This window comes from Dactylosporangium sp. NPDC050588, assembly GCF_040654975.1.
Classification (GTDB): domain Bacteria; phylum Actinomycetota; class Actinomycetes; order Mycobacteriales; family Micromonosporaceae; genus Dactylosporangium; species Dactylosporangium maewongense.
This window is the reverse complement of record NZ_JBFAJA010000014.1, coordinates 1-26,649: the sequence shown is the minus strand read 5'-3', so window position 1 is coordinate 26,649 and position 26,649 is coordinate 1. Positions and strand designations below refer to the sequence as shown.

Here is a 26,649-nt window from a genome sequence, read left to right as displayed (position 1 = left end):
GTGCGTCGGCGCGCGGTCAGCGGTTGAGCAGCGCCGCCGCGAGGGGGCGGGTCAGCGCCTGGACCTGGTCGGCGACGATGCCGAAGAAGTCGTCGGGGCGGCCCCACGGATCGGCCAGGTCGTCCTCGTCACGCACCTCGTCGCGGGCCTTGTCCACCAGGTCGACGAGCGCCACGCCACGGTCGTACACGTCGGCGGTCGCGGGCAGGTCCGCCGCCACCGACGGCAGCAGGCGCGCGAACTGCCCCCACACGAACGTCCGGCTCGCCGCGTCCGGTCGCAGGGACACCACGAAGTCGACCTGTTCGGCCGTCGCGGTCAGCACCAGATCCGAGGCGTCGACGTGCTCGGCCAGCAGCTTGCGGGCGCGGAAGCCCGCGGTGTCGCCACCCCGGGCGAGCACCTGCCGGGCCGCCTGCGGGTCCATCGGCTCCCCCGCGTGCCATCCGCCGGTGCCGGCGCCGTGGACATAGACCAGGTCAGGCGGCGCGCCGAGGGCGGCGAGGTCGGCGACGAGCAGCCGCTCGGCCATCGGCGACCGGCAGATGTTGCCCATGCACACGCACAGGACGCTGAACGGCGCCATGCGGCCTCAGTCCTCCAGGCCGATCAGGGTCGGCACGACCTCGCGCAGCTTCTCGATCGGGATCGCGCCGGCCCGCAGCACCCGGTGCTCGCTGTTGGTCACCGAGATGATCGTGCTGGCGACCGGCTCGGGGCACGGGCCACCCTCCAGGTAGACGCTCACCGAATAGCCCAGCTGGTCGCGGGCCTCGGCCGCGGTCTCCGCCGCCGGCTGGCCCTGCTTGTTGGCCGACGAGACCGCCATCGGTCCGGTCTCGCGCAGCACCTCCAGCGCGATCGGGTGCAGCGGCATGCGCACCGCGACCGTGCCGTCGCCGCCGCCGAGGTCCCACTGCAGGCTCGGCGCGTGCTCGACGACGATCGTGAGCGCGCCCGGCCAGAACGCGTCGACGAGGTCGCGCGCCGCCTGCGGCAGCCCGAAGACGAGCCCGTCGAGGGTGTGCCGGGAGCCGACGAGCACCGGCACCGGCGCGGAGCTGCCCTTGGCGTTGTTGAGCGCGGTGACCGACCAGGACTTGAACGCGTCGGCGCCGATGCCGTAAACCGTGTCGGTCGGCATGACGACCAGGTCGCCGCGGCCCACCGCCTCGATCGCGGCGGCGATCCCACGGTCGCGCTCGGCAAGCTGGCTGCAGTCGTAGAGCATCACGCGGCTAGTCTGCCACCCGCCGGGCGGTGACGAAGCGCGGGCGTCCGGCGAGATCGCGGTGGTCCGTCACCTCGTCGAAGCGCCCGGTCGCGCGGATCAGCGCCGGCAGCGTCTCGCCGTGGCTGTCGTCGTGCTCGATCCCCAGCCGCCCGCCGGGCCGCAGCAGCCCGGCCGCCCGGTCGACGAGCCCCGGCATGAGCGCCAGGCCGTCGCCGCCCGCGAACACGGCGTCGTGCGGGTCGTACACCGAAACCTCCACATCGACCGGCGCGCCTTCCGGGACGTAGGGCGGGTTGCTCAGCACCAGGTCGACCGTGCCGTCGAGCTCGCGCAGGGTGGCCGGGTCGGTCACGTCGCCCTCGACCACGTGGACGTCCGGCGCCAGGCCCGCCACGTTGCGCCGCAGCCACCGCAGCGCGGCGGGGCTCCGCTCCACGCACCACACGTCGGTGCCCGCGTCTTGCATCGCGATGGCGATGGCTCCCGACCCGCCACAGAGGTCCACGATTGTCGTTTTCGGCGTCTGTACGAGCTGCCGCCGCGCCTTCTGCGCCCACTCCACCAGCAGCTCCGTCTCGAACCGTGGGATGAAGACGCCCTCGCCGACCGCGAGCTCGTGCCCGTAGAACGGCGCCGTGCCGGTCAGGTGCTGCAACGGAACCCGCGCGCTTCTCCGGCCGACGAGGTCGCTGATCCGCGCCCGTTGTCCCGCGTCCGGCAAGGGTGCGGTCAGCAGCCGCGACCTGGAGATTCCCAGCACGTGGGCGGCGATCAGCTCCGCGTCGACCCGCGGCGACGCCACCCCCGCGAGGTCCAGCGCGCGGGTGGCGGTCGCGATCACCATGGAAAGCGTGGCGGTTTCGCCGTCCGGCATGTCATCTTCGGTGCTGTGCACCCCATAATCATGGGGCGCGCGAAAGGAGGGCCCGATGGCGGTGGCAGACCGCACGTCGGAGCTGACCCGCGCCCGGCGCCTGATCTTCGACGACCACCTCGGCGAGGCGATGACGGTCATCGACCGCATCCTGGCCGGCGACCAGCCCCCGCACGACCGCGTCGAGGCGCTCACCCTGCGGCTCATCGCCCTGATCAACATGGGCCGCGCCGAGGACTACCCGGCCGCCCTCGACGCCGGCCTCGCCGCCGCCCGCCAGGTGCAGGACCCGGCGCAGTACGGTGAGCTGCAGGCCCTCGCCGCGATCGTCGCCCTGCGGGCGGGCTCGCTGGACCGCTGCGTCCGCGCGCTCGTGCACGGCTCGCGGGCCCTCGGCGCCGTCGAGCTCACCGACGAGACCACCGCGTGGGGCTGGCACAACCTGGCGATGGCCTACTCCTACACCGGCTTCCACGAGCACGCGAACGCCGCCATGGAGAAGGCTCGCGAGGTCGCCGCCGAGGTCGGGGTCGCCACCGCCAACACGGACTTCGCCACCCCGCAGATCCGCCTCCTGCACGCCGTCGAGCTGGACCACCTCGGCGACAGCGAGGGCTGCCAGCGCATACTGCGCGACGTCGTGAGCGACCTCGAGCGCAAGCACAAGGACAACGACCTCGACAAGCTGCGCCCCATCGCACGCGGCGCGCTCGGCTACGCGGTCCTGCGCCTGGGCACCCTCGGCATCCAGGGCCTCGTCACCGACGTCGACCCGTGGCCGCTGCTGGAGTCCGCCGGCATGTCCACCCGCGCCCGCGACCTGCGCACCCTCGGCGCCGTCTGCAAGGCCATCGCCGAGCGCCGCCCGATCGAGGCCGTCGCCCGCCTGGAGACCGCCCACGTCAGCGACGAGTCCCTGGGCGCCGCCGAGCAGCACCGCCTCCGCGCCCTGGCCCATCTGGGCACCGGCGACTACCGCTCGGCGTACCACGCCGACCGCCATGCCTTCCACGTCGCCAACGTGCAGCCCGACCGGCTCCGCGACCTCTTCGTGGAAGGCATCGCCGCGCTCCTGGACCACGAGGACCTGGTCCGCCGCGTCGACTTCCACCGCGGCGAGGCCCAGACCGACCCCCTCACCGGCCTGCCCAACCGCCGCTACCTCGAGGAGCACGTCACCAAGCTCGTCGCCACCGGCGGCCACGCCGTCCTGGGCGTCTGCGACCTGGACGGCTTCAAACAGGTCAACACCCGCCACGGCCACCTCTCCGGCGACCTCGTCCTGCAACGCGTCGCCGGCGTGCTCAACCGCGTCATGCGCAAGGGCGACTTCGTGGCCCGCTACGGCGGCGACGAGTTCGTCGTCGTCCTGCCCACCACCTCGGCCGCCGAGGCCCGCGAGATCCAGCGCCGCATCGTCGCCGCCGTCGCCGCCGAGGACTGGCACGCCCTCGTCCCGGGCACCCCCGTCGGCGTCACCATCGGCTGGGCCGGCCTGTCGGGCGAGGACTTCGAGTCGGTCGCCGAAGCCTTCGAAGCCGCCGACCACGCCATGCTGCGCGCCAAAACCCCCCGCCCCCGCGCCGCCAGCTGAGCTGTGCTTCCGCCCCACCGCTGCGCGGCGGGTCCCGGCGGGGATTCTCACCCGCACCCCAATGCGCCGCTCCGCGACGCACTGCCCGCGCCGAGACGCGAGCCAGGCCAAGCGCCGCCTGCGCGCCGCATCCGGTGGCCACCCACCGCGGTGGCCGGGGCCTGCTCTCTCACGATTCGAATGGTTTCGGTAGTCCTGGCTACCAGAACCACACGGGATCACGAGGCAGTGACAAACATCGCTCGCCAGACCGGGCGGTACCAGACCAACCCCCATGATCCGGAAGACCTTATGCACCCCTGACCACACAATCTCTACCGGATCACGGAAACTCCGGGCAGTCCCAAATCAGCTCGGCAGTCCCGACCACCAGAACCGCACGGGATCACGAGGTAGTGGCGAACATCGCTCGATAGACCGGGCGGTACCAGGCCAATCCCCATGATCCGGAAGACCTTGTGCACCCCTGACTACACAATCTCTACCGGATCACGGAAGCTCCGGGCGGTCCTGAATCAGTTCCGCAGTCCTGGCTACCGGAAACCGCACGGGATCATCAGGTAGTGGCGAACATCGCTTGCTTGACCGGGCGGTGCCGGAGCGGTTCCACATGATCCGGAAGATGCGCTGCGCGAGAGGCCAGGTGGGATGCTGGCGAGGTGTCGGGGTGGCGACAGTGCTCCCAAGGTGCCGGATATTTCGGAATTGGGAGGGGGTCGCAGCGTGAGGAAAGAGTCGTGAGGAAAGAGCTGGGGGCGGGTCAGCGGACGGCGTGCAGGATGCGGGCGTTCTCCTCGCGGATGCGGGCGCGCTCCTGGTCGGCGCAGACGGCGGCCCAGGCGTTGGCCTTGGCGGTGGGCATGCGGTCGGCGCCGAGCATCGACAGACCCACCTTGTAGATCAGGTCGGCGGCGGTGCCGACCACTACGCGTGGGGCTGTGGACAGGTCGACGGGCGACGATGGCATGGCGTCCCTCCGGAGGCTCGGCTCGGCAGCGTGATCACGATCGGTAAGGTCATCCGGCTCGAAACGCTACCTGACTCCAGGCTGCCCCTGCACCGTTTCCGCTATGTGACGTCTGCGTTAGACCCGCATCACCCTCGGCTGAGCTGGTCGTCACCCGCGAGGCGGGCCTTGCGGTCGGCGTCGGCCAGGGCGTCCAGGACGCCGTCGAGGTCGCCGGCCATGGCCAGGTCCAGGTTGTACGCCGTGTAACCGATGCGGTGGTCGGAGATACGGTTCTGCGGGTAGTTGTAGGTGCGGATGCGCTCGGAGCGGTCGACGGTGCGCACCTGGGAGCGGCGGGCGTCGCCTGCCGCGGCGGCGGCCTGCTCCTCGGCGAGGGCGGCCAGCTTGACCTTGAGCATGCGCATCGCGCGGTCCTTGTTCTGCAGCTGGGAGCGCTCGTTCTGGCAGGAGACGACGATGCCGGTCGGAAGGTGCGTGATGCGGACGGCGGAGTCAGTGGTGTTGACGCTCTGGCCGCCGGGGCCCGAGGAGCGGAAGACGTCGATGCGCAGGTCGTTGGCGTCGACCTCGATCTCGCCCGCCTCCTCGATCTCGGGGGTGACGAGGACACCGGCGGCGCTGGTGTGGATGCGGCCCTGCGACTCGGTGGCCGGCACGCGCTGGACGCGGTGGACGCCGCCCTCCCACTTGAGCCTGGACCAGACGCCGTTGCCGGCCTCGGGGATGCCACGGGTCTTGATGGACACGGCGACGTCCTTGAAGCCGCCCAGGTCGGACTCCTGCGAGTCGAGGACCTCGGTCTGCCAGCCGTGGCGCTCGGCGTAGCGCATGTACATCCGCAGCAGGTCGCCGGCGAACAGGGCGGACTCCTCGCCGCCCTCGCCCGCCTTGACCTCCAGGATGATGTCCTTGGCGTCGTTGGGGTCGCGCGGGGCGAGCAGCTCGGCCAGGCGCTCCTCGATGTGCGGGATGCGCGCCTCCAGCTCGTCGGCCTCGCCGCCGAACGCCGGGTCCTCGGCGGCCAGCTCGCGGGCCGCCGCGAGGTCCTCGCGGGCCGCGTCGAGCTCGCCGGAGGTCTTCGCGATCGGCGACAGCTCGGCGAAGCGCCGGCCGGTCTTGCGAGCCAGGCCCTGGTCGGCGTGGATGCTCGGGTCGGCGAGCTTCTGCTCGAGCTCCTGATATTCGGCGAGAAGCGCCTGCAGTCGCTGGCCTGAGGAGGTGTCGGTGCTCATGGAGAACCCCATTGCGGGAGAAAACGGCCAAGGACGAAGTCGGCGCCCGCACCGACCCCCGTGCCAGGACGGAGGTGGTGCGGGCGCCGGAGGCGCAGCTAGGCCTTCTTGGCCTGGACCTTCGCGTACTTCTGCTGGAACTTCGCGACCCGGCCGGCCGTGTCGAGCACACGCTGCTTGCCCGTGTAGAACGGGTGGCAGACGGAGCACGTCTCCACATGGATCGTGCCGCCCTTGGCGGTGCTGCGGGTGGTGAAAGCGTTGCCGCAGGAACAGGTGACCTCGGTGGTCGCATACTGCGGGTGGATGTCCGGCTTCATGGCCGCCGTCCTTTCGTCGTGGTCGCCGGGTCGCCGTGTGGCGTGAACCGGAACCTGGTCTGGCCGTCGGTCAAGTCTGCCATGACCGGGTCACGGCACCTCAACCGGTGTCTGTAACGCCACTCCCCCCCGCCGGCATTCCCGCCGCCGAAGCAAGCGAAGCATGGTAACCGCGCCGCACCCAAGTACACGCGAATAAGGCGAGCACGGCTCACCTACCCTGACCCGTGCTATGAGCCTTCACATCGACGCACTGTGTGACCCGGCGCTGCTGGCCGAGATGGTCGGCGGCGGCTTCGTGCGCACCCAGCGCCACCCCTCGCTGCCCCTGCTGATCCACAACTACACCGAGAAGGCGCAGTACGAGAACGTCTGGAACGCGGCCACGCTCGCGTGCCGAGGGCTCGTCGCGCACGCCGAGACCGGCATGGTGCTGGCGCGGCCGTTCACGAAGTTCTTCAACCACGGCCAGCCGGGCGTGCCCGAGATGGACTTCGACGGTCCGGTGCGCGTCACCGACAAGGCCGACGGCTCGCTGGGCATCATGTACCCGACGCCGGACGGCTGGGCGTTCGCGACCCGCGGCTCGTTCGACTCGGAGCAGGCGCGGCACGCGACGGCGCTGTTCCGCGAGCGGTACGCCGGCCGGTTCACGCCGCCGGAGGGCCTCACGGTGCTGGTGGAGATCATCTACCCGGCGAACCGGATCGTGCTCGACTACGACGGCCTCGACGACCTCGTGCTCCTCGGCGCGGTCGAGATCGCCACGGGCCGCAGCCACGGCCCGGAGGCGGTGCCCGGCTGGCCGGGCCCGGTCGTCGACACGTTCGACCACGCGACGCTCGCCGACGCGCTCGCCGCGCCGCCGCGTGACAACCGCGAGGGCCTCGTCGTGCACTTCACCGGCACCGACACCAGACTGAAGATCAAGTATTCGGAGTACGTGCGGCTGCACCGCATCGTGACCGGGCTCAACGCGCGGGTCGTGTGGGAGGCCGCCGGCGCCGGCACGCTCGACGCGCTGCTGGAGCCGCTGCCCGACGAGTTCCACGTGTGGGCCACGAGGATCGCCGACGGGCTGCGCGAGGAGGCGGCGGCGCTCGCGGCCGAGGTCGAGTCGGCGTACGAGGCGACCGTCGCTACGCTGCCCGACGGCTGGGGGCGCAAGGAGTTCGCGCTCGCGGTCGCGAAGCACCCGGCGCGCAGCTGCCTGTTCCTGCGCCTCGACGACAAGGACTACCGGGGCCTGCTCTGGCAGCGGGTCCGGCCCATGGTGACGGAGGAGAGCTGATGGCGTCGCTGACCATCACCCGGGGGCTGCCCGCCTCGGGCAAGACCACCTGGGCGCGTGAGCAGGCGGGGCTGGTCCGCGTGAACCGCGACGACCTCCGCGCGATGATGCACGGCGGCCGGGTCGCCGACGACGCGCTGCGCGGCCGGGCCGAGAAGGAGGTCACGCAGGCGCACCACGCCGCGATCGACGCGCTGCTGCTCGGCGGCGCCGATGTCGTGTGCGACGACACCAACCTGCGGTCCCGGGTCGTGCGCGAGCTGGCGGAGCTGGCGGCGAAGCACGGCGCGGCCTTCACCGTGCGCGACTTCACCGACGTGCCCGTCGACGAGTGCGTCCGGCGCGACGCGCTGCGCGAGGGCCCCGGTCACGTCGGTGAGGAGGCGATCCGGTCCATGCATCAGCGGTACCTGGCGGGCCGCGCCCTGCCCTTGTCGCTGCCGGTGCTCGACACCGACCCCGGTGTGACGTACGAGCCGCCGCCGGACGCGCCGCGGGTGGTGCTGGTCGACATCGACGGCACGGTCGCGCTGATCGGGGACCGCAGCCCGTACGACGTCAGCCGGGTCCGCACCGACCTGCCCAACGCGCCCGTGATCGCGGCGGTCCGGGCGATGCACGCGGCGGGGCACGAGATCGTGTACTGCAGCGGCCGCACCGACGACTGCCGCGACGACACGGCGGCGTGGCTGGACGAGCACGTCGGCGTCCCGTACGCGGGCCTGTTCATGCGCGTCACCGGCGACCAGCGCCGCGACAGCATCGTGAAGCAGGAGATCTTCGACAAGGAGATCCGCAGCCGGTATCACGTGGTCGGCGTCTTCGACGACCGTCAGCAGGTGGTCCGGATGTGGCGGGCCCTGGGCCTGACCGTCTTCCAGGTCGCGGAAGGCAACTTCTAGTTCAGCGCTTCCGGCTTGTGTACGGCCTCGCGCCCGGTCTTGTCGCTCCGCACCACGAACTGCGGCTCGCGCCCGGAAGCGGCGACGGTCCGGCCGGCGGCCTGCGTGCGGCCGGTGATCCTGCGGATGACGGTGCCGTTGACGGTCTTGCCGTGCGACCGCCAGCGCACCTTGTCGCCTCGTTTCATGGAGTACAGGTACCCGAAAGCCCCCGTGGATCACGTCCACGGGGGCTTTCGCATGGTCGCTTTACTCGCCCGGTGTGGTCTGGGCGATCTGCATGAGGAACTCGACGTTGGTCCGGGTCTTCTTCAGCCGGTCCAGCAGCAGGTTGAGCGCCTCCTGCGAGTCGAGCGCGTGCAGCACCTTGCGCAGCTTGATGACGATCGCGAGCTCGTCAGGCGCCAGCAGGATCTCTTCCTTGCGGGTGCCGGACGGGTCGATGTCGATCGCCGGGAAGATGCGCCGGTCGGCGATCTTCCGGTCGAGCTTGAGCTCGGCGTTGCCCGTGCCCTTGAACTCCTCGAAGATGACCGTGTCACCGGTCGAGCCGGTCTCCACCAGCGCGGTGGCGATGATCGTCAGCGAGCCGCCGTTCTCGATGTTGCGGGCCGCGCCGAGGAACCGCTTCGGCGGGTAGAGCGCCGTCGAGTCGATACCACCGGACAGGATGCGGCCGCTCGCCGGCGACGCGTTGTTGTACGCGCGGCCGAGCCGGGTGATCGAGTCGAGCAGCACGACGACGTCGTGGCCCAGCTCGACGAGGCGCTTCGCCCGCTCGATCGACAGCTCGGCGACCGTGGCGTGGTCCGTCGGCGGCCGGTCGAACGTCGAGGCGATGACCTCGCCCTTCACCGACCGCTGCATGTCGGTGACCTCTTCGGGCCGCTCGTCGACCAGGACCACCATCAGGTGGCACTCCGGGTTGTTGCGGGTGATCGCGTTGGCGATCGACTGCAGCACCATCGTCTTGCCTGCCTTCGGCGGCGACACGATGAGCGCCCGCTGACCCTTGCCGATCGGCATGACGAGGTCGATGACGCGGGTGGTGAGGATGTGCGGCTCGGTCTCCAGCCGCAGGCGGTCCTGCGGGTAGAGCGGGGTCAGCTTGTAGAACTCGGGGCGGCGCTTGGCCTCCTCCGGGTCCATCCCGTTGACCGTGTCGAGGCGCACGAGCGGGTTGTACTTGTCGCGCCGCTGCTCGCCGTCGCGGGGCTGGCGCACGGCACCGGTCACGGCGTCGCCGCGGCGCAGCCCGTAGCGCTTGACCTGCGACATCGCGACATACACGTCGTTGGAGCCCGACAGGTAGCCGGTGGTCCGCACGAACGCGTAGTTGTCGAGCACGTCGAGGATGCCGGCGACCGGCACGAGCACGTCGTCGTCGCTGACCTGCGGCTCGTTGCCACCGCGGGCGCCCGCGGCGCCGGTCGGCTGCACCTCGCCGTCGCGGTCACGGCCGCGGCGGCGGTCCCGGAAGCGGCTGCGGCGGCCGCGGCGGCCGGTGCCGTCGTCGTCGCCGTCCTCGTCGTTGAAGCTGCCGCGCTGGTTGCGGTCGCCGCCGGCGCGGTCGCCGCGCTCGCCACCGCTGCGGTCGGCGCCGCTGTTGCGGTCACCGCGCTCGGTGCGGTCGCCGCGGTCGTTGCGCTCGGCCCGCTCGGTGCGCTCGCCGCGCTCGGTCCGCTCACCCCGCTCCGTCCGGTCGCCGCGCTCGGCACGGTCGGTGCGCTCGCCCCGCTCCGTCCGCTCGGCCCGCTCGGCGCGGTCCGTGCGCTCGGCGCGCTCGGTCCGGTCGCCGCGCTCGGCCCGCTCGGTGCGGTCGGCCCGCTCCGTGCGCTCCGTGCGCTCCGCGCGCTCGGCGGCCGGGGCAGAAGCGGCGGCACGCGAACGGGTGCGGGTCGGACGCTCGGTGGTCTCGGCTGCCGGCTCGGCGGCCTTCTCCACCGCGGCCGGGGCCTGCTCGGCGGGGGCCTCGGTGGCGGCGGTCGCGCGCGGCTCCGGCGGGCCGGCGGCCCGGGTGGCCCGGCGAGGGGAACGCGTGACGGGTGCCTCGGCCGCGCCCTGGGTGGCGGACGGCCAGTCCTGCTCCGACGGCTCGGCGGCGCGCGCCTCGGCACGCGCTCCGGCGCGGACCCGACCGGTGACGGCGGGAGCGGCCTGCTCCGCAGCCGCGGCGGCGGGCGCCGGGCGGGACTCGCCGGACTGACGCTCCTGGATGGCCGTCACCAGCTCACCCTTGCGCATCCGCGCGGTGCCGGAGATGCCCAACGAGGCGGCCAGGCTCTGCAGCTCAGGCAGCAGCATGCCGGACAACCCGGTGCCAGAGCGGCGCCGACGCGTCGCCCCGGTCTCGGCGCCGTCGGTCTCGACCGCGGCGCGGTCGCTCGAGACATCCGACGTGACGTCGGTGGTGTCGCTCAATGGATTCCTTCCCTCGTTAGGCCGGGATACCCGGAGACGAGACACGGTGGCCGGGCGGCCCGGGGGCTCCCACCTCGCTGCCTGGCAGCGGTGCGGGAGGTGTTGCAGCGCTGTGCGGTGAGCCGGGCGCCACCATCTGCGGCCTGGCCCAGCCGTGCGCGCGCGATCACTGGAAACGCGGGTTGGCGGCCGGGCGTGCGCAAAGGGGTGCCACGGAAATCGGAGCACGCCGCCCCGCATGAGATCGCCGCACGGAGCGGCTGCTGTAGGACTAGAGAGTAAACAACTCGCCTAGCCAGCGGCAACAGGGTCCCGATCGGCGTGTTCCAGCGTACCCCACACCAGGTCAACACCGACGAGGGCACCCACCAGATCGACGTCGAGCGGCAACACCCGCCAGCCGGGCACCGCGGACGGCGTCCAGTCGTCGCCGGTCAGCGCCAGGACGCTCGGCCCCGCGCCCGAGATGACGGCCGCGACGCCCTCGGCCCGCAGCGACGCGACCAGGTCCGCACTGCCGGGCATGGACGGCGCCCGATATCCCTGGTGCAGCCGGTCCTCCGTGGCCGCGAACAGGTGCGACGGATCGACGGTGATCGCATGAACGAGCAGCGCGGCCCGTCCGGCGTTGAGCGCGGCGTCGGCGTGCGGCACGGTCGCCGGCAGCGCGGCCCGGGCCACCTCGGTCAGCCCGCGCGACTCCGGCACGAAGACGAACGGCCGGACCGGCGCGGCGGGATCCACCCGTACGGCGGCGGCACCGGCATCCTCGGTCCAGGCGATCGTCACCCCGCCGAGCAGGCACGGCGCCACGTTGTCCGGGTGCCCTTCGAGCTCGGCGGCGATGCGCAGCAGGCCCTGCTCGTCGAGCCGCTCCGCGCCGTCGCTGACCAACGCCCGGGCAAGAACCACCCCGGCCACGATCGCGGCCGACGACGAGCCCATGCCGCGGGCCTGCGGGATGCGGTTGTTGCAGCGCAGCGCCAGCCCGGCCGGCCGCTCCCCCAGCTCGTCGAACACGCGCCGCATGGCCCGCACGACCAGGTGCGTCTCGTCGCCGGGCAGCTCACCGGCGCCCTCGCCGATCACCTCGACGGTCACCCCGTGGCTGGTCACCCGCGCCTCGACCTCGTCGTGCAGCGACAGGGCCAACCCGAGCGCGTCGAAGCCGGGTCCCAGGTTCGCGCTCGTCGCGGGCACGCGGACGGTGACCGGAGTGGACAGCAGGGCCATACCAATAATGAGATCACGCCCGTCGCGGCACCCCCTAGGGTGGGCCGGTGCCGCCCACATTGTCGATCCTGGTCCGCAACCGCGACTTCCGCCGCCTGTTCACGGCAGACCTGATCGGCCTCGGCGCCGACTGGTTCGTGCAGATCCCGCTGCTCACCCTGCTGCTGCAGCTGACCGGCTCCGGGCTGTGGGGTGCGCTCGTGCTGGCCGCCGACGTCGGCGTGATCGCGCTGCTGCAGCCGTACGCGGGGGTCATCGCCGACCGGTTCGACCGCCGCAGGATCCTCATCGCCGCGGAGATCGCGATGGCCGTCGCCACGCTCGCGCTGCTGCTGGTGCGCACCGCGGCGGCGGCGTGGCTGGCGGTGCTGTTCATCGGCGTCATCGCGGTGGCGAAGGCGTTCTTCGTCCCGGCCGCCTCGGCCGCCCTGCCCAACGTCGTCGACGCCGACGACCTGCCCACCGCCAACGCGCTGTCCGGCGCCGCCTGGGGCACCACGCTCGTCGTCGGCGCGTCGCTGGGCGGCATCGCGTCGGCCGTCGTCGGCCCGTACTGGTGCTTCGCCCTCTCCAGCGCCCTGTGCTTCCTGTCGGCCGTCCAGATCGTCCGCGTCCGCCGGCCGCTGCAGGTCACCGTCGCGACGGCGAAGCCGGAGATCGGGGAGGCGCTGCGGTACATCCGCAAACGCCCGCGGGTGGCCTCGCTGGTGACGGTCAAGGCGGCGGCCGGCCTCGGCAACGGCGTGCTGACCACCTTCCCGCTGCTCGCCGCGGCGCACGGGTTCGGCTCGACGGGCGTGGGGCTGCTCTTCGCGGCGCGCGGCCTCGGCGCGCTCGTCGGCCCGTTCGTGCTGCGGCGGGTGCTCAGCCACCCCTCATGGCTGCTGCCGGGCATGGCGGTGTCGATGTCGCTCTTCGGGCTGATGTACCTCGCCGTCGGCGCCGCACCCTGGTTCGCGCTGGTCCTCGCCTGCGTCTGCCTCGCGCACCTGGCCGGCGGCGGCAACTGGACGATGTCCAACTTCGCGCTGCAGGCCGAGATCCCCGACGCGCTGCGGGGCCGCATCTTCGCCACCGACGTCATGCTCGCGCTGCTGTCGGTCGCGGCGTCGCAGTTGATCGTCGGCGCGTTCATCGACCGGGCCGATCCTCGCCTGCTCGCCGCGATCTGCGGCGCCGTGACGCTCATCTACGCGGCCGGCTGGACGGTGGTCACCAGGCGGCTCCGCTTTGCGGTATCGTAGTGATATCACTTCGATAGCTGGAGGCTGTCATGGAGCGACGTGCGTTCCGCGTGTCCGGGTTCCTCATCCTGCTCGTGCTGGTCGCCGCGGTCGGCGGGGCCGCCGCGGTCGACCACACCGGCGTGCTCGTCGCCGTCGCCGCCACGGTCGCCGTGCTGCTCATGACGGGCTTCACCGTCGTCAACCCGAACCAGTCGCGGGTCGTGCAGTTCTTCGGCCGCTACGTCGGCACGATCCACGCCGCCGGCTTCCACTGGACCGTCCCGCTGAGCTCGAAGCGCAGCGTCTCGCTCCGGGTGCGCAACTTCGAGACCGCCCGCCTGAAGGTCTCCGACGCCGACGGCAACCCCGTCGAGATCGCCGCCGTCGTCGTCTGGCGCGTCGTCGACACGTTCAAGGCGTCCTTCGGCGTCGACGACCACATCTCGTACGTCGCCGTCCAGGCCGAGGCCGCCGTCCGGCATCTGGCGACGAGCTACCCGTACGAGACGCACGACGACGGCCGCACCAGCCTCCGCGAGGGCACCGCGGTCAGCGAGGAGCTCACGGTCGAGCTGAGCGAGCGGGCCGCCCTCGCCGGCGTCGAGGTGCTCGAGTCGCGCATCACCCACCTGGCGTACGCCCCGGAGATCGCCCAGGCCATGCTCGCCCGCCAGCAGGCCAGCGCCATCGTCGGCGCCCGCTACAAGATCGTCGAGGGCGCGGTCGGCATGGTGCAGAGCGCCCTGGAGCGCCTGAAGGAGCTGGAGGTCGTCGAGCTGGACGAGGAGCGCAAGGCCCAGATGGTGGCCAACCTGCTCGTCGTCCTCTGCGGCGACCGCAACGTCCAGCCGGTCGTGAACACCGGCTCGCTGTACAGCTGAGGTCCCCGCTCGTGGCCGAACGCAAGAAGCTGCTCCTGCGCCTCGACCCGCAGGTCTACGACGCCGTGGCCCGCTGGGCGTCGGACGATCTGCGCAGCGTCAACGCGCAGATCGAGTTCGCCCTGCGCCTGGCCCTGCGCCAGGCCGGCCGCACACCCCGCCCCTCCCCCGCTCCCGGCGACGACACCGACGCCGTTTCCCATGATCCGGAAGAGTCCGTGTAGCCAGGAATGCACAAGGTCTTCCGGATCACGGGGGCGTGGACGTGGACGGAGAGGGCCAGGGCCCGGCGCAAGCTGGGCCCCGGCCCGGAGGCCGCGGGAGCAACGGTCCGCACCACCGCGGACCTTGGCCATGAAGAAGGATCAGGCGAGGTCGAGCGCCTTCGCGGCGGCGAGGGCGTCGGCGGGGATCGTCGTGGGGGCCGGGGCGGTCGAGATGGCCCACTCGGGGTCCTTCAGGCCGTGGCCGGTGACGGTGCAGACGATCGTCTGGCCCTGCTCGATCAGGCCCTGGGCGCTGGCCTGGAGCAGGCCCGCCACGGAAGCGGCGCTGCCGAGCTCGACGAAGACGCCGACCGAGCGGGCCAGCAGGCGGTAGGCCTGCAGGATGTCGCGGTCGGTGACGGCCTGGATGACGCCGTTGGACTCGTCGCGGGCGTCGACGGCCTTGGTCCAGGAGGCGGGGTTGCCGATGCGGATCGCGGTGGCGATCGTCGACGGCTCGCGGACGACGGCGCCGTTGACGATCGGGGCGGCGCCGGAGGCCTGGAAGCCGAACATGCGCGGGCGGCGGGTGGCGTTGCCGGCCGCGAAGTCCTCCTGGTAGCCCATCCAGTACGCGCTGATGTTGCCGGCGTTGCCGACGGGCAGGCAGTGGATGTGCGGGGCGTCGCCCAGGCCGGCGACGATCTCGAAGGCCGCGGTCTTCTGGCCCTGGAGGCGGTCCGGGTTGACCGAGTTGACCAGGGAGACCGGGAAGTCGAGGGAGAGCTTCGAGGCGAGCGCCAGGCAGTCGTCGAAGTTGCCGGAGACCTGCAGGAGGCGGGCGCCGTGCACGAGGGCCTGGGCCAGCTTGCCGAGGGCGATCTTGCCGGTCGGGACGAGGACGGCGCAGGTGATGCCGGCGCGGGCGGCGTACGCGGCGGCGGAGGCCGACGTGTTGCCGGTGGAGGCGCAGATGATCGCCTTCGCGCCCTCCTCGACGGCCTTCGAGACCGCGACGGTCATGCCGCGGTCCTTGAAGGAGCCGGTCGGGTTGGCACCCTCGACCTTCAGGTACACGTCGCACCCGGTGCGGGCGGACAACTCGGGCGCCGGCAGCAGGGGCGTGTTGCCCTCGTGCAGGGTCACCACCGGAGTCTGTGGTCCGACCGGTAACCGGTCGCGGAACTCTTCGATCAATCCACGCCACATGGCGCTACTCCCCTTCGACACGCAGGACGCTCGCCACGGCGCGAACGATGTCCAGGGCCCGCAGCTCGGCGACGGTGGCCGCGAGGGCGCGGTCCGCGGCGGCGTGCGTGACGATGACCAGCACGGCCTGGTTGCCGCGGCCCGACTGGTTGACGGTCGCGATGCTGACCCCGTGTTTGGCGAAGACGCCCGCGACGGCGGCGAGGACGCCTGCCTTGTCCGCGACGTCCAGCGAGATGTGATACCTGGTGAGCGCGTCGCCGATCGGACGGACCGGAAGGTCGGCATACGCGCTTTCGGAGGCGGCGTGGGTACCGGCGAGCCGGTTGCGCGACACGGCCACCAGGTCGCCGAGGACGGCGCTCGCGGTGGGCGCGCCGCCGGCGCCGCGGCCGTAGAACATGAGCTGGCCGGCGGCCTCGGCCTCGACGAAGACGGCGTTGAACGCGTCGCCGACGCCGGCGAGGGGGTGGGTCCGCGGGATCATCGCCGGGTGGACGCGCACGGAGACGGCGTCGTCGAGCTTGGTGGCGATGCACAGCAGCTTGATCGTGCAGCCCATCGCCTTCGCGCTGGCCATGTCGGCGGCGGTGACCTCGGTGATGCCCTCGCGGTGCACGTCGGCGGCGGTGACCCGGGTGTGGAACGCCATCGACGCGAGGATCGCGGCCTTCGCGGCGGCGTCGAAGCCTTCGACGTCGGCGGTCGGGTCGGCCTCGGCGTACCCGAGCGCGGTCGCTTCCTCGAGGGCCTCGGCGAAGCCGGCACCGGTGCTGTCCATGGAGGACAGGATGAAGTTGGTGGTGCCGTTGACGATGCCGGTGACGCGGGTGATGCGGTCGCCGTGCAGCGAGTCGCGCAGCGGGCGCAGCAGCGGGATCGCGCCGGCGACGGACGCCTCGTAGTACAGGTCGGTGCCGGCCTCGGCGGCCGCCTTGTGCAGGGTCGCGCCGTCCTCGCCGAGCAGCGCCTTGTTGGCCGTCACGACGCTCTTGCCGCCGTGCAGCGCCTCCAGCAGCCAGGTGCGGGCCGGCTCGATGCCGCCGACGACCTCGACGACCACGTCGACGTCGTCGCGCTTCACCAGGCCGAGCGCGTCGGTGGTGAACAGCGACGGGTCGATCGGCAGGTCGCGGGCCCGGCCGGCGCGCCGCACGGCGACCCCGACGAGCTCCAGCGGCGCGCCGATGCGGGCCGTCAGGTCCCGCTCGTGCTCGTGGAGGAGCCGGACGACCTCCGCGCCGACCGTCCCGCAGCCAAGCAGCGCCACCTTCACACTCATGGTCACCCCACGTCCAAGTTGAGCAGGTCGTCCTCGGTCTCCCGGCGGACGATCACCCGCGATTCCCCGCCAACCACCGCCACGACCGGTGGACGGGGGACGTGGTTGTAGTTGCTCGCCATGCTGCGGCAGTAGGCCCCTGTGCCCGGCACCGCAAGAAGATCTCCGGCCTGAACGTCGGCCGGCAGGAACTCATCCTTCACGATGATGTCCCCGGACTCGCAATGTTTTCCCACCACGCGGGCGAGAATCGGCGGCTCGGCCGATGCGCGGCCCGCGACCGTCGCGGAGTAGGCCGCGTCGTAGAGCGCGGTGCGGATGTTGTCGCTCATGCCGCCGTCGACGCTCACGTACGTGCGGATCCCGTCGACGTCCTTGACCGTGCCGACCTCGTAGAGGGTGAACATCGCCGGTCCGACGATCGCCCGGCCCGGCTCGATCGACAGGTGCGGCACGCTGAGGTGCAGCGCCGCGCACTCCTGCTTGATGATGCGCATCAGGTTCGTCGCGAGGTCGACGGGCTCCGCCGGCGTGTCCTGGGTGGTGTACGCGATGCCGAACCCTCCCCCGAGGTCCAGCTCGGGGAGTTCGACGCCGTGCCGCTCGTTGATCTGGGCCTGCAGCGACAGCAGCCGGCGGGCGGAGACCTCGAAGCCGGACGTGTCGAAGATCTGCGAGCCGATGTGGGAGTGCAGTCCCCGCAGGTCCAGGCTGTTCTCAGAAAGGATCTTGTCAACGGCGGCCGCGGCGGCGCCGCCGGACAGCGAGAAGCCGAACTTCTGGTCCTCGTGGGCGGTGGCGATGAACTCGTGTGTGTGCGCCTCGACGCCGACCGTGACGCGGACCATCACCTTCGGCCGGGTGTTCGTGCTCTTCGCGATGGCACTCAGGCGCTCGATCTCGTCGAACGAGTCGACGATGATGCGGCCGACGCCGGCCTCGACGGCCCTGGTGAGCTCGGCGACGGACTTGTTGTTGCCGTGCAGGCCGATGCGCTCGGGGGGCATTCCGCCCCGGAGCGCCACCGCGAGCTCGCCGCCGGTGCAGACGTCCAGCGACAGGCCCTCCTCGACGAGGATCCTGACGATGTGGGTGGCGATGAACGCCTTGCCGGCGTAGAAGACCTCGGCGCCGCCGAAGGCCTCCTTGAACCTGCGGCAGCGTTCGCGGAAGTCGGCTTCGTCGAAGATGTACGCGGGCGTGCCGTGCTCGTCAGCGATCTTTCGGATATTTACTGATCCGACCTCGATTGCGCCGTCCTGTGCGCGCTTGACCGTTTTGGGCCAGAGCTGCGGGACGAGAGCGTTGACGTCGTCGGGGGTACGCAGCCAGGACGGGCCGCTGAAGCCCAGCTCCCCGTGCAGCGCTCCGGCTTCATGTGCGCGCATTGGCTTACATCCGTTCCGGTGCAGAGACGCCGAGCAGGTCGAGCCCGTTGACGATGACCTGACGCGTCGCGTCGTTGAGCCACAACCGGGCCCGGTTGGTCTCGGTGATCGGCTCGTCGCCCTGCGGCAGCACCCGGCAGTTGTCGTAGAAGCGGTGGTAGGCGCCCGCGAGCTCCTCCAAATAGCGTGCCACGCGGTGCGGCTCCCGCAGCTCGGCCGCGGTCGCGACCACGGCCGGGAAGTCGCCGAGCGCCTTGAGCAGGTCGAGCTCCTTCTCGTGCACGAGCAGCGCCGGGTCGTAGGTGTCGGTCCGGTGCAGCCCGAGGTCAGCGGCGTTGCGGGCGACGGAGGCGGTGCGGGCTCCGACGTACTGGACGTAGAAGACCGGGTTGTCGTTCTTCTGCCGCGTGATGACCTCGATGTCCAGGGTCAGCGGCGAGTCGGTCGAGGAGCGCGCGAGGGAGTACCGCGCGGCGTCGACGCCCACGACCTCGATCAGCTCGTCGAGCGTGATCAGCGTCCCGGCGCGCTTGCTCAGGCGCACCGGCTCACCGCCGCGCAGCAGGCTGACCAGCTGGCCGATCAGCACCTCGATGTTGCGCTCCGGGTCGTCGCCGGCGCACGCCGCGATCGCCTTGAGCCGCCCGATGTACCCGTGGTGGTCCGCACCCAGCATGTAGATGCAGCGGTCGAAGCCCCGCTCGCGCTTGTTGATGTAGTACGCGGCGTCGGCGGCGAAGTAGGTCTTCTCACCGTTGGACCGGATGAGCACCCGGTCCTTGTCGTCGCCGAAGTCCGTGGTGCGCAGCCAGATCGCGCCGTCGGCCTCGAAGATGTGCCCCTGCTTGCGCAGCTCGTCGAGGGCGTGCTCGACCGCGCCGCCGTCGTGCAGGGTCTTCTCGGAGAACCAGACGTCGAAGTGCACGCCGAAGCGCTCCAGGCTGTCCTGCATCTCCTTGAGCATCGCCGTGTAGCCCTCCTGCTGGAAGGCTGCGGCCTGCTCCGCCTGGTCTTTGTCGAGGATGTCCGGATTATCCCGGACGATTTGCCGTGCGATGTCCTGAATGTACTCGCCGGGGTAGCCGTCGGGCGGCGTCGGCTGGCCGTTGGCCGCAGCCTGCACCGACTCGCCGAACCTCGCCATCTGCACGCCCGCGTCGTTGATGTAGTGCTCGCGGGTCACGTCCGCGCCGGCCGCGGACAGGATCCTGCCGAGCGCGTCGCCGACCGCGGCCCAGCGGGTGTGGCCCAGGTGGACCGGCCCGGTGGGGTTCGCCGACACGAACTCGAGATTGATCTTCTCCTTCGTGAGGGTCTCGCCGCGCCCGTACGAGCGGCCCGCCTCCACCACGATCCGCGCCAGCTCACCGGCGGCGGCCGCCGACAACCGGATGTTGAGAAAACCCGGTCCGGCGATCTCCACGGCATCGATCCCGGGAGTTTCCTGCAAGTTTTTCGCGACGGCGGCGGCCAGGTCGCGCGGGCTCAGCCCGACCTTCTTGCCCAACTGCAGGGCGATATTCGACGCATAGTCACCATGCTCCGGGTTTCGCGGTCGCTCCACGCTGGTCGTCGCAGGAAGAACGGACGCGTCGAGGTCACGCTCGGTAAGCGCCGCCCTGGCGGCTTCGAGGACTGCTACGGCGAGTTCAGCGGGAGTCACCGACAAATGCTATCGGGGGTAGACTCCGGTACTTGGCGGAGGCCCGTTCTGCTGGTCACAATGCGGGACGGCCGCTCCGGCGGTATTGACCGACCGCGCGTCCCGCCCGACCCCCGACCGTTGACCAGACGAGGCCCGATGAGCGAGCACCACGCTGAGCGTTGCGAGGCGACGACATGAGCATGAGCACCCAGCACGGCGGCGGCAACCGCAAGCCGTCGACCAAGCCCGTTGCCGGCGCCAAGCCGAAGCAGGGCGGCGACGAGGCCATCGAGGACGACCTCGACGAGGCGGCCGCCGCCGCTTCGGAGGAGGACGCGCCGGTCTCGCTCGGCAAGGAGTCGACGACCACGTCGGCTTCCGGCAAGCAGAAGGCGAGCCCACGCAAGTCCGCCCCGCCGCGCAAGACGGCCCCCGCCGGCAAGCGCCCGGCGGCCAAGAAGGTCGCCCCGGTGAAGGTGAAGCAGGGTGCCGCCTGGGGCCCGATCATCCTCTTCTCCGTGGTCGGCCTGCTGGCCCTCGGCATCGTGGGCTTCGCCGTCTACCAGGTCAATGAGAACGGGCTGACCGTCCGCGAGCGCGCCGACCGGATCGACGGCATCAAGGACTACTTCAAGATCAACAAGGAGTACACCGAGCAGCGGAACCACGTGTGGGGCCCGCAGAAGTACGACCTGTCGATCGCGAACCCCCCGGTCTCCGGCAACCACAACCAGAACTGGCAGCGCTGCCTCGGCGACGTCTACGCGGCACCGATCGCCACCGAGCACGCCCTGCACGCCCTGGAGCACGGCGCCGTCTGGATCACGTACCAGCCGAACCTGCCGGCCGACCAGGTCGAAGCCCTGGCCAAGAAGGTCAAGGGCAAGGACTACCTGCTCATGAGCCCCTACGAGGGCCAGGCCAAGCCGATCTCCCTGCAGGCGTGGGGCTTCCAGCTCCAGGTCGACAAGGCCAGCGACGGCCGCATCGACGAGTTCATCAAGGCCCTGCGGCAGAACGCCAGCCTCGAGCCCGGCACCCCGTGCTCCCAGGGCGACATCATCACCGAGACCGGCACCGTCCCGCGCGACCTTGGCAAAGACGGCGGCGGCACCGGCATGACCTCGGGCGGCTGACCTGTTCGCACAACTCCCGGCCCGAGCCCGCCTCACCATGGGCGTGCTCGGCGCCGTTCTCCTCCTCGTCGTGGGCGTCAGCGTCGGGTTCCTCATCCCGACGCTGCGCGCCCCCGGCGACGACTCAGTGGACGCCGGCTTCGCCCGCGACATGAGCCTCCACCACACCCAGGCCGTCGAGATGGCGATGTTCGCGTATCGCCTCGGCTCCACCGACGACATCCGCACCCTCGGCTACGACATGGCCCTCAGCCAGCAGTGGCAGATCGGCCAGATGCAGACCTGGCTCAACGAGTGGCACCTGTCCACCAACAGCGACAAGGCCCCCATGGCCTGGATGCCCGACGGCAAGAACGCCCTCCAGCCGGACGGCCGCATGCCCGGCATGGCCTCCGACGACGAGCTCAAGAAGCTCAAGTCCTCCACCGGCAAGGACTTCGACACCCTCTGGTGCCAGCTCATGCTCCGCCACCACCTGGGCGGCATCCACATGTCCGAAACCGCCGCCAAGAAGGCCTCCACCACCGAGGTCCGCGACGCCGCCGAGAAGATCCGCGTCTCTCAGCAGTACGACATCACCGCCCTCACCGAAAAACTCCAAGACCTGGGAGCGCAACCCCTCCCCTCCTGACTCAGGAGCCACAGGCGGTCTGTTATCCTTTGCGAGGCCGCAAGGCCCCCGTAGCTCAGGGGATAGAGCACCGCCCTCCGGAGGCGGGGGCGCAGGTTCGAATCCTGCCGGGGGCACACAGCGCAAAGCGCGAGTGACCAGCCAAAACGAAGCCCTTGACCAGCGTGTACGCGGTCAAGGGCTTCGCTCGTATGTCCGGCTGTCACTGGCTGGATCTGGCCCTGATCGGCCAGCCACGGTAAATACGCGGCGAAGTTTTCCGGGGCTAGTGACCCAGCGCCGCTGACATCCGTTGGCGCAGCTCGTGCGCCCCGCCGTCGAGGCACTTGGCGTAGATCTTCAGCAGCACCTCGACGGAGTGCCCGGCCCACTCAGCGACCTGCGTTGCAGGTACTCCCCCGTTGAGCCACGTCGACACTGCCGCGTGCCGCAGGTCGTACGGCGTCGCGGCCAGCGGCGAAGCGACAACCTCTGGCGTGAAGGCGTCCTTACGCGCCCTGCGCCACATGCGGTTGATGGTGCCCCTCGGCAACTCGCCCTCGTTGCGTTCCCCCGTGAACAGCCGGCCGTCCGGCGCGGTGCCGAACTCCTCCAGGTGCCAGTTCAGGAGGGCGGTCAATTCCGGCGGGCAGGGCACGGTGCGAACTTCGCCGCGCGCCCGCTGCTTGAGCTGGCGCCGGTCGCGATTCTGGCCGCTGTCGGTCCACTCCTTTCCGGCATGCGGCTCGGCGACATTGAGATTGAACTCGCCCCACCCGTCGGCGGGGAGAACCAGGTGGTGCTTGGCGAGCGCGACCGCCTCCTCCGGTCGCATCGCTGCGAAGTACAGGCACCCGAAGAACGCCACGAAGCGTGGGCCGCTGCGTTTCTGTGCGCGTACCGCGTCGAGCAGGGTCCGTACCTGAACGGGATTCGCCACGGAACGGCGATCCACCGAATGCGTCGTCCTAGGCGGCGTCCACTTCAGGGCGGGGATCGGGTTGGTCGGCAGCAGCTTGCGCTCCACCGCGTACTCGACCGCCGTATTGAGAATCTTCCGGCGTCGGCTGACCACGCTCGGGGCGGCTGGCTTGCCGTCGAGCCGGACCGTGAGGCCGTCGAGCATGGGGCGGAGCACCTCGGGCTTTGCCAGGGTCGACACCGATCGCGTGTGGTTCTCGATCCATCGCAGGGCCGCTTTCACGTCGGCCGGGCAATCCTCTGCGTTGCGCCGCGCCGTGTTGAACGCCCACCGGCCGAGCGCCAACCTGATCAGCTTGTCGTCCGGCTTGCCTCGGTCGGTGGTGAACAGCGATGTGGTCACCGCCGTTAGTGCCTCCGCATGAGTGCGCCGGGTCGTCGCCGCGACCCGCGGCCATTTCATGTCCGCGAACGCGCAGGCGAATTCGTACCAAGACATTTCTTGGCTCGCGCGGCGCATCGACACGGGCAGGCCGGTCTCGACGTCGAACGCCTCACCCTTCCGGGCGGCGGCGACCAGGTCGGCGAGGAAGCCGTCCGAGAGCGCCTTTCCCTTGAATGGCTCGGTGAATTCCTTACCGGCAACGATCCATCGGACGTAGTAGGTGGTCCCCCGCGCGCCTTTGTAGATCCTCGTTTTCCAGATCCGCACGTCGTACGTCGTTTCCATTTACGCGGCCTTCTCTTCGAGCCGATCGAGCCAGGATTCGTAATCCGCCCGGCGAATTCGCAGATCGCCGTTTGGCAACTTGAAGCACGGCGGCGCTTTCCGCTTGGCGCGCCAGTCGTAGAAGGTCGAGCGGGAAATGCCGAGGTCTGCGCAGACCTCAGGGATGGTGAGGTGTCTCCCGGACACCGCGCGGCGTTCAGTCATCGGGTCTCGCCGACGACGCGCAGCCCGGGGGAATCCGTACCATCCGTACCAAGCTCGTTTTCGCTGCTCAGGGCTGGTACGGATTGTTTTGGCGGTACGCTTCGATCCGTACCGGGGATGTGATCCGTACCAGGGCTGACCTGGGAAAACGACGTTGGTACGTTTGGTACGGGTGCCTCCTGCTTGGGTGCCGGGCAGTAGCGTTGCCACGCGTCGAGGAACGCGTCGCGGACATAGCCCTTGGCCTGCCCGACGGGGAAGCGGATGGTGCTGGAGCTGATGCCGAATTCCCGCAGCAGGTCGCCGAGGCGCTTGCCGGTCAGTCCGGCCGGGCCGAACCCCTGCCAGGGCGCTTCCGGGTCGTCGTTGAGGGCGGCGAGCAGGTCGGCGGTGGTCGCGGCGGCCGGGTCGCCGAGGGTGGTGAACGCGGCGCGGATGTCGGTCAGAAGCCGAATGCGGGTCGACACCTGCCCGGAGTCCTCCGCCTCGGCGGTAAGGACGGTCGCGGCGGTCCGTGCGCGTGCCGGCCACTCCCCGCCCGCCAGGTCAGCCACCGCGATCAGCGGCTCCCACGTGTCGGCGGCGCGATCCTCGAGGGGCATCTCAGGCTCCGCGCGCTCCAGCTCAGCGAGGTGGCCACGCAGCCACCGGGTCAGCTCCGCGGCGACCTTGCGCAGGACTGGCCCGTCGCGGCGGTGCCGGTACGGCGCTACCGTCTCGCCCGCCATCCGGCGGCGCATCCGCACGACCACGGCGCGGTCCTCGATGGTGTCGGGCATGGCGCCGATCCCGGCGAGCGCCGCCATAGCGAACGTGGGGATCTTCTCCAGCCGGTGCGTGTTGTTGTCCCAGCGGATCGCGGGCCGGTTGCGCTGGTGACCAGCGTTGAGCAGGCCTCGGAGATCCTCGTTCGCCTCGGCGTTCTTCCCGCCGAAGATGGTGTCCGCCTCGTCGACGAGCAGCGTGGGCGGCTCGTCGGTGCCGATGGCGCGGTACACGGCGGCCGGGGAGGCGTTGACCGTGATGAGCGGGTTGAAGCAGCAGCCCTCGACCACGTCGAGGAGCCGGGACTTCCCGCAGCGCTTCTCCGGAGCGCGGATGACCAGCCGGGCCGCGTGCGCCCACGCGGCCACGGCGTGCGTCGCGGCGATCCACAGCACGACCGCGTCCACGGCCTCAGGCGACGGAAGCACCACGTACCGGGTGATGGTGGCGTGCAGGCGGTCGAGGATCGCGGCGCCGTCGGGCGTTTCGGGTGAGGTGGTCATGCGGCGATCCCTTTCGTAGCAACGTGTTCATCGCGGAACCCGCCCGCGATGGCGGCGCGTGTCTCGCGTTCGGACTGTCCGGCGGCGTATCCGGCGTCGGTGAGCGCGGCCAGGGCGTCGGCCTCGGTGAGTGCTCCGGCGGCCACCATCCGGGCGACGCCCCGTGCGGCGCCGTAGAGGGTGGTGCGGCGCTTGCCCTTCGGCGCCTTGGCGATCGCGTCGAGGTGCGACCGGAGCAGCGCTTCAGGCGATGAGATGCCCCCGCCGCTGCGCATCGGGGCGAGGCTGATCGGGGCGGCCGTCGCGGGTGCCTCGTTCTGCCGGCACGCCTCGACCAGCGCGGGGGGCATCTCAATCAGGGACCGGCCACCGGTCCACCGGTACGGGCGGCCGGTGCGCGGGTGGATCGATGGCGGCGCCACGACGTACCCGCCGTCTCCGCGAACGTCCACGCCGTCGGCGACGCGGCCCTGACTGCACAGGACGGGCGTTCCGGGGTGGAGGTAGTACAGGTGCCACCCGCCGCTTCCTGTGGCGACACAGGCCGTCTCAGGCATGAGCGCGGGATCCACGCGACCGCCGTGCGCGGGGTCGATGTCGATAACGACCGTTCCGGACGGCGCGCCAGTGCGGATGGCGATCATGCCGCCCGGATTGGCGGTGACCATCGCGGTGACGCGGTCGGTGTCGGTGGTCGCGGCGTAGAAGCCGTGGCAGGTGAGGCAATCACAGGCGGCCGGGTCGTGGTTGCTGCCCGCTGCTCGGCACGGGTCACAGTTGGCCAGGGGCCGCTTGGTGCGGCCGAGCAGGAAGACCGGCCAGCCGTGCTGCGCGTAGCGGATCGCGTTGCGCAGCAACGCTTGTGAGGCAGTGCGAAGCTCCGTCATCAGGCGGCCCGCCGGAGGCTGGTGCGGGTGGCCCGGTTCATGACGGCGGCCAGGTCGCGGGCGAGGCCGAGCAGCTGCCAGCGGGCGACCGGTTCGACGGCGGCGAGTGCCACGGTCAACGTGACCTCGGCGTGCTCGCGGCCGTCGGCGGCGCGGACGCGGGTGAGCAGGGCGCGACCGAGGCCGGGGACGTCGATGGTGAGGGGGTCGGCGCGGTGTTCGCCGAGGTTGCAGCGGTGGCCTCCGGCGCACCAGTCGGGGTGTCTGCGGTTCATCGGTTGGTGTCCTTGCTGTGCAGGGTGCGGAGGTAGTTGAGGGCGCGGCGGCCGGGGCGCAGTTGGCGGCCGGTGCCGTCGCAGCGGCGGCAGATGCCGAACGCGCGGCCGATGAGGGCGCGGCGTTTGCCGGTGCCGGAGCAGCGGCGGCAGGCGACGAACGGCCAGAGCCAGCACGCGGCGAGGTAACTGAGCGTCAGGACGGTCAGGGCGAGGAACAGCAGGCCGGTTGCGGCGGCGTTGTCGGTAGCGGTAGCGGCGAGCGTGGGCATGGAAGATGCCTCCAGGGCCGGTTTTTGGGTGCAAGGGGTCGCTGGCGCTACCCGCTACCTCGGTGGGTAGCGGCTGGCCAGGTTGGTAGCGGGGTGGGTAGCGGCGGCGCTACCGGGTAGCAGCGCCGCCGCTACCGGTCAGGCCGACTTGCGGCGGTCGATCGCACCGTCCACATCGGACATGCGGGCGCCCTTGAGGACCTCACCGCGCACCTTGACGTTCACACTCGGTACACGGTCGCGGAGCTGTGCGGAGATCGCGTCCGGGGTGATGTCGGCGTAGTGCTCCGGCAGGGCGTCGGCGAGGCGGGCGGCGATGGTGGCCCAGTGCAGGCCCTTCTCTCCGGCGAGGAACACCGACCGGACGTCGGCGAGGGTGTCGCGCAGGTCGCGGGTGATGGTCTCGCCGATCGCGGCGCCGGACAGGGTGCCGGCGGC

Annotated in this window: 27 protein-coding genes, 1 tRNA gene and 1 pseudogene; 9 read left to right on the top strand and 20 right to left on the bottom strand. The window is 71.1% G+C overall.

Features of this window, described 5'->3' with window-relative positions; genetic code table 11:
• Positions 1-16 precede the first annotated feature (16 nt).
• From AB0I21_RS11610 to prmC, 3 genes are read right to left on the bottom strand one after another with little or no spacing between them, the layout of a single operon-like run.
• On the bottom strand, positions 17-586 hold the full coding sequence (locus AB0I21_RS11610) for a phosphotyrosine protein phosphatase (protein WP_360560351.1): 570 nt from the start codon (positions 584-586) through the stop codon (positions 17-19).
• 6 nt (positions 587-592) lie between these two features.
• A complete protein-coding gene (locus AB0I21_RS11605) occupies positions 593-1,231 on the bottom strand; it encodes an L-threonylcarbamoyladenylate synthase (protein WP_344510456.1) in 639 nt (212 codons plus the stop codon).
• 7 nt (positions 1,232-1,238) lie between these two features.
• On the bottom strand, positions 1,239-2,129 hold the full coding sequence (gene prmC, locus AB0I21_RS11600; protein WP_360560349.1) for a peptide chain release factor N(5)-glutamine methyltransferase: 891 nt from the start codon (positions 2,127-2,129) through the stop codon (positions 1,239-1,241).
• A 34-nt stretch (positions 2,130-2,163) separates the two neighbouring features.
• Here prmC and AB0I21_RS11595 point away from each other — a divergent pair, with 34 nt between their 5' ends.
• Positions 2,164-3,702 (top strand): GGDEF domain-containing protein, encoded by a 1,539-nt coding sequence (locus AB0I21_RS11595; protein WP_360560347.1) that lies wholly within the window; start codon positions 2,164-2,166, stop codon positions 3,700-3,702.
• Between the two features lie 760 nt (positions 3,703-4,462).
• On the opposite strand, the gene AB0I21_RS11590 is transcribed toward AB0I21_RS11595, so the two are convergent.
• From AB0I21_RS11590 to rpmE, 3 genes are all read right to left on the bottom strand, one after another.
• Positions 4,463-4,669, bottom strand: coding sequence for a hypothetical protein (locus tag AB0I21_RS11590; RefSeq protein ID WP_344510330.1), 207 nt, complete (start codon positions 4,667-4,669; stop codon positions 4,463-4,465).
• 128 nt (positions 4,670-4,797) lie between these two features.
• Positions 4,798-5,904: a peptide chain release factor 1 gene (gene prfA, locus AB0I21_RS11585; protein WP_344510460.1), complete on the bottom strand. Its 1,107-nt coding sequence runs from the start codon at positions 5,902-5,904 to the stop codon at positions 4,798-4,800.
• Positions 5,905-6,002: 98 nt separating this feature from the next.
• Positions 6,003-6,224, bottom strand: a complete 222-nt coding sequence (gene rpmE, locus AB0I21_RS11580) for a 50S ribosomal protein L31 (protein ID WP_344510332.1) — start codon at positions 6,222-6,224, stop codon at positions 6,003-6,005.
• Positions 6,225-6,456: 232 nt separating this feature from the next.
• Between rpmE and AB0I21_RS11575 the strand changes: the two genes are divergently transcribed.
• On the top strand, positions 6,457-7,515 hold the full coding sequence (locus tag AB0I21_RS11575; protein ID WP_360560344.1) for an RNA ligase: 1,059 nt from the start codon (positions 6,457-6,459) through the stop codon (positions 7,513-7,515).
• Positions 7,515-8,417, top strand: a complete 903-nt coding sequence (locus AB0I21_RS11570) for an AAA family ATPase (protein ID WP_360560343.1) — start codon at positions 7,515-7,517, stop codon at positions 8,415-8,417. The genes AB0I21_RS11575 and AB0I21_RS11570 overlap by 1 nt, the downstream gene beginning before the upstream one ends.
• Here the strand turns inward: AB0I21_RS11570 and AB0I21_RS11565 are convergent.
• The 3 genes from AB0I21_RS11565 to thrB form a co-directional block, all read right to left on the bottom strand.
• Entirely contained in the window at positions 8,414-8,605 is a 192-nt protein-coding gene (locus tag AB0I21_RS11565) for a DUF2945 domain-containing protein (protein WP_360560341.1), read from the bottom strand. The genes AB0I21_RS11570 and AB0I21_RS11565 overlap by 4 nt on opposite strands.
• 61 nt (positions 8,606-8,666) lie before the next feature.
• Positions 8,667-10,838 (bottom strand): transcription termination factor Rho, encoded by a 2,172-nt coding sequence (rho, locus tag AB0I21_RS11560; protein ID WP_360560339.1) that lies wholly within the window; start codon positions 10,836-10,838, stop codon positions 8,667-8,669.
• Between the two features lie 291 nt (positions 10,839-11,129).
• On the bottom strand, positions 11,130-12,071 hold the full coding sequence (gene thrB, locus AB0I21_RS11555; RefSeq protein WP_360560338.1) for a homoserine kinase: 942 nt from the start codon (positions 12,069-12,071) through the stop codon (positions 11,130-11,132).
• 47 nt (positions 12,072-12,118) lie between these two features.
• Here thrB and AB0I21_RS11550 point away from each other — a divergent pair, with 47 nt between their 5' ends.
• From AB0I21_RS11550 to AB0I21_RS11540, 3 genes are read left to right on the top strand one after another with little or no spacing between them, the layout of a single operon-like run.
• Positions 12,119-13,315 (top strand): MFS transporter, encoded by a 1,197-nt coding sequence (locus AB0I21_RS11550; RefSeq protein WP_360560336.1) that lies wholly within the window; start codon positions 12,119-12,121, stop codon positions 13,313-13,315.
• Positions 13,316-13,344: 29 nt separating this feature from the next.
• Complete coding sequence (locus tag AB0I21_RS11545) at positions 13,345-14,178, top strand: SPFH domain-containing protein (protein WP_360560334.1); 834 nt, start codon at positions 13,345-13,347, stop codon at positions 14,176-14,178.
• Positions 14,179-14,189: 11 nt separating this feature from the next.
• On the top strand, positions 14,190-14,402 hold the full coding sequence (locus AB0I21_RS11540) for a hypothetical protein (protein ID WP_360560332.1): 213 nt from the start codon (positions 14,190-14,192) through the stop codon (positions 14,400-14,402).
• Between the two features lie 141 nt (positions 14,403-14,543).
• Here AB0I21_RS11540 and thrC read toward each other — a convergent pair whose 3' ends face one another.
• Genes thrC through argS form a run of 4 tightly spaced genes read right to left on the bottom strand, consistent with a single transcriptional unit; the run spans position 14,544 to position 19,926 of the window.
• Positions 14,544-15,593, bottom strand: coding sequence for a threonine synthase (gene thrC / locus AB0I21_RS11535; protein WP_360560330.1), 1,050 nt, complete (start codon positions 15,591-15,593; stop codon positions 14,544-14,546).
• 4 nt (positions 15,594-15,597) lie between these two features.
• Positions 15,598-16,869 carry a homoserine dehydrogenase gene (locus tag AB0I21_RS11530; protein ID WP_344510461.1) on the bottom strand — a complete coding sequence of 424 codons (1,272 nt, stop codon included), beginning with the start codon at positions 16,867-16,869 and terminating at the stop codon, positions 15,598-15,600.
• An 8-nt stretch (positions 16,870-16,877) separates the two neighbouring features.
• On the bottom strand, positions 16,878-18,263 hold the full coding sequence (gene lysA, locus AB0I21_RS11525) for a diaminopimelate decarboxylase (protein WP_360560328.1): 1,386 nt from the start codon (positions 18,261-18,263) through the stop codon (positions 16,878-16,880).
• Positions 18,264-18,267: 4 nt separating this feature from the next.
• Positions 18,268-19,926: an arginine--tRNA ligase gene (argS, locus tag AB0I21_RS11520; RefSeq protein WP_360560327.1), complete on the bottom strand. Its 1,659-nt coding sequence runs from the start codon at positions 19,924-19,926 to the stop codon at positions 18,268-18,270.
• A 176-nt stretch (positions 19,927-20,102) separates the two neighbouring features.
• On the opposite strand from argS, the gene AB0I21_RS11515 reads away from it, so the two are divergent.
• The 3 genes from AB0I21_RS11515 (at position 20,103) to AB0I21_RS11505 (ending at position 21,791) form a co-directional block, all read left to right on the top strand.
• Positions 20,103-21,044: a DUF3105 domain-containing protein gene (locus AB0I21_RS11515; RefSeq protein WP_360560326.1), complete on the top strand. Its 942-nt coding sequence runs from the start codon at positions 20,103-20,105 to the stop codon at positions 21,042-21,044.
• 43 nt (positions 21,045-21,087) lie between these two features.
• Positions 21,088-21,675 (top strand): DUF305 domain-containing protein, encoded by a 588-nt coding sequence (locus AB0I21_RS11510; protein ID WP_344510358.1) that lies wholly within the window; start codon positions 21,088-21,090, stop codon positions 21,673-21,675.
• Positions 21,676-21,719: 44 nt separating this feature from the next.
• Positions 21,720-21,791: transfer RNA gene (locus AB0I21_RS11505), tRNA-Arg, on the top strand.
• 149 nt (positions 21,792-21,940) lie between these two features.
• On the opposite strand, the gene AB0I21_RS11500 is transcribed toward AB0I21_RS11505, so the two are convergent.
• The 7 genes and pseudogenes from AB0I21_RS11500 to AB0I21_RS11470 all read right to left on the bottom strand — a co-directional run.
• Entirely contained in the window at positions 21,941-23,305 is a 1,365-nt protein-coding gene (locus AB0I21_RS11500) for a tyrosine-type recombinase/integrase (RefSeq protein ID WP_360560324.1), read from the bottom strand.
• Positions 23,306-23,509, bottom strand: coding sequence for a helix-turn-helix domain-containing protein (locus tag AB0I21_RS11495; RefSeq protein ID WP_360560322.1), 204 nt, complete (start codon positions 23,507-23,509; stop codon positions 23,306-23,308). It abuts the gene before it with no gap.
• Entirely contained in the window at positions 23,506-24,777 is a 1,272-nt protein-coding gene (locus tag AB0I21_RS11490) for a DUF3631 domain-containing protein (RefSeq protein WP_360560321.1), read from the bottom strand. The genes AB0I21_RS11495 and AB0I21_RS11490 overlap by 4 nt, the downstream gene beginning before the upstream one ends.
• Complete coding sequence (locus AB0I21_RS11485; RefSeq protein WP_360560319.1) at positions 24,774-25,664, bottom strand: bifunctional DNA primase/polymerase; 891 nt, start codon at positions 25,662-25,664, stop codon at positions 24,774-24,776. Before AB0I21_RS11485 ends, AB0I21_RS11490 begins: the two co-directional genes overlap by 4 nt.
• Positions 25,664-25,939 carry a hypothetical protein gene (locus tag AB0I21_RS11480; protein WP_360560317.1) on the bottom strand — a complete coding sequence of 92 codons (276 nt, stop codon included), beginning with the start codon at positions 25,937-25,939 and terminating at the stop codon, positions 25,664-25,666. The genes AB0I21_RS11485 and AB0I21_RS11480 overlap by 1 nt, the downstream gene beginning before the upstream one ends.
• Positions 25,936-26,211, bottom strand: a complete 276-nt coding sequence (locus tag AB0I21_RS11475) for a hypothetical protein (RefSeq protein ID WP_360560316.1) — start codon at positions 26,209-26,211, stop codon at positions 25,936-25,938. The genes AB0I21_RS11480 and AB0I21_RS11475 overlap by 4 nt, the downstream gene beginning before the upstream one ends.
• A gap of 138 nt (positions 26,212-26,349) precedes the next feature.
• A pseudogene (locus AB0I21_RS11470) lies at positions 26,350-26,649 on the bottom strand (cell division protein FtsK); the annotation flags it as partial.

Coding starts and splice junctions, on each gene's coding strand:
- AB0I21_RS11610 (WP_360560351.1), bottom strand. CDS start 586: ATGGCGCCGTTCAGCGTCCTGTGCGTGTGCATGGGCAACATCTGCCGG.
- AB0I21_RS11605 (WP_344510456.1), bottom strand. CDS start 1,231: ATGCTCTACGACTGCAGCCAGCTTGCCGAGCGCGACCGTGGGATCGCC.
- AB0I21_RS11595 (WP_360560347.1), top strand. CDS start 2,164: ATGGCGGTGGCAGACCGCACGTCGGAGCTGACCCGCGCCCGGCGCCTG.
- AB0I21_RS11590 (WP_344510330.1), bottom strand. CDS start 4,669: ATGCCATCGTCGCCCGTCGACCTGTCCACAGCCCCACGCGTAGTGGTC.
- prfA (WP_344510460.1), bottom strand. CDS start 5,904: ATGAGCACCGACACCTCCTCAGGCCAGCGACTGCAGGCGCTTCTCGCC.
- rpmE (WP_344510332.1), bottom strand. CDS start 6,224: ATGAAGCCGGACATCCACCCGCAGTATGCGACCACCGAGGTCACCTGT.
- AB0I21_RS11575 (WP_360560344.1), top strand. CDS start 6,457: ATGAGCCTTCACATCGACGCACTGTGTGACCCGGCGCTGCTGGCCGAG.
- AB0I21_RS11570 (WP_360560343.1), top strand. CDS start 7,515: ATGGCGTCGCTGACCATCACCCGGGGGCTGCCCGCCTCGGGCAAGACC.
- AB0I21_RS11565 (WP_360560341.1), bottom strand. CDS start 8,605: ATGAAACGAGGCGACAAGGTGCGCTGGCGGTCGCACGGCAAGACCGTC.
- thrB (WP_360560338.1), bottom strand. CDS start 12,071: ATGGCCCTGCTGTCCACTCCGGTCACCGTCCGCGTGCCCGCGACGAGC.
- AB0I21_RS11545 (WP_360560334.1), top strand. CDS start 13,345: ATGGAGCGACGTGCGTTCCGCGTGTCCGGGTTCCTCATCCTGCTCGTG.
- thrC (WP_360560330.1), bottom strand. CDS start 15,593: ATGTGGCGTGGATTGATCGAAGAGTTCCGCGACCGGTTACCGGTCGGA.
- lysA (WP_360560328.1), bottom strand. CDS start 18,263: ATGCGCGCACATGAAGCCGGAGCGCTGCACGGGGAGCTGGGCTTCAGC.
- AB0I21_RS11515 (WP_360560326.1), top strand. CDS start 20,103: ATGAGCATGAGCACCCAGCACGGCGGCGGCAACCGCAAGCCGTCGACC.
- AB0I21_RS11500 (WP_360560324.1), bottom strand. CDS start 23,305: ATGGAAACGACGTACGACGTGCGGATCTGGAAAACGAGGATCTACAAA.
- AB0I21_RS11495 (WP_360560322.1), bottom strand. CDS start 23,509: ATGACTGAACGCCGCGCGGTGTCCGGGAGACACCTCACCATCCCTGAG.
- AB0I21_RS11490 (WP_360560321.1), bottom strand. CDS start 24,777: ATGACCACCTCACCCGAAACGCCCGACGGCGCCGCGATCCTCGACCGC.
- AB0I21_RS11485 (WP_360560319.1), bottom strand. CDS start 25,664: ATGACGGAGCTTCGCACTGCCTCACAAGCGTTGCTGCGCAACGCGATC.
- AB0I21_RS11480 (WP_360560317.1), bottom strand. CDS start 25,939: ATGAACCGCAGACACCCCGACTGGTGCGCCGGAGGCCACCGCTGCAAC.
- AB0I21_RS11475 (WP_360560316.1), bottom strand. CDS start 26,211: ATGCCCACGCTCGCCGCTACCGCTACCGACAACGCCGCCGCAACCGGC.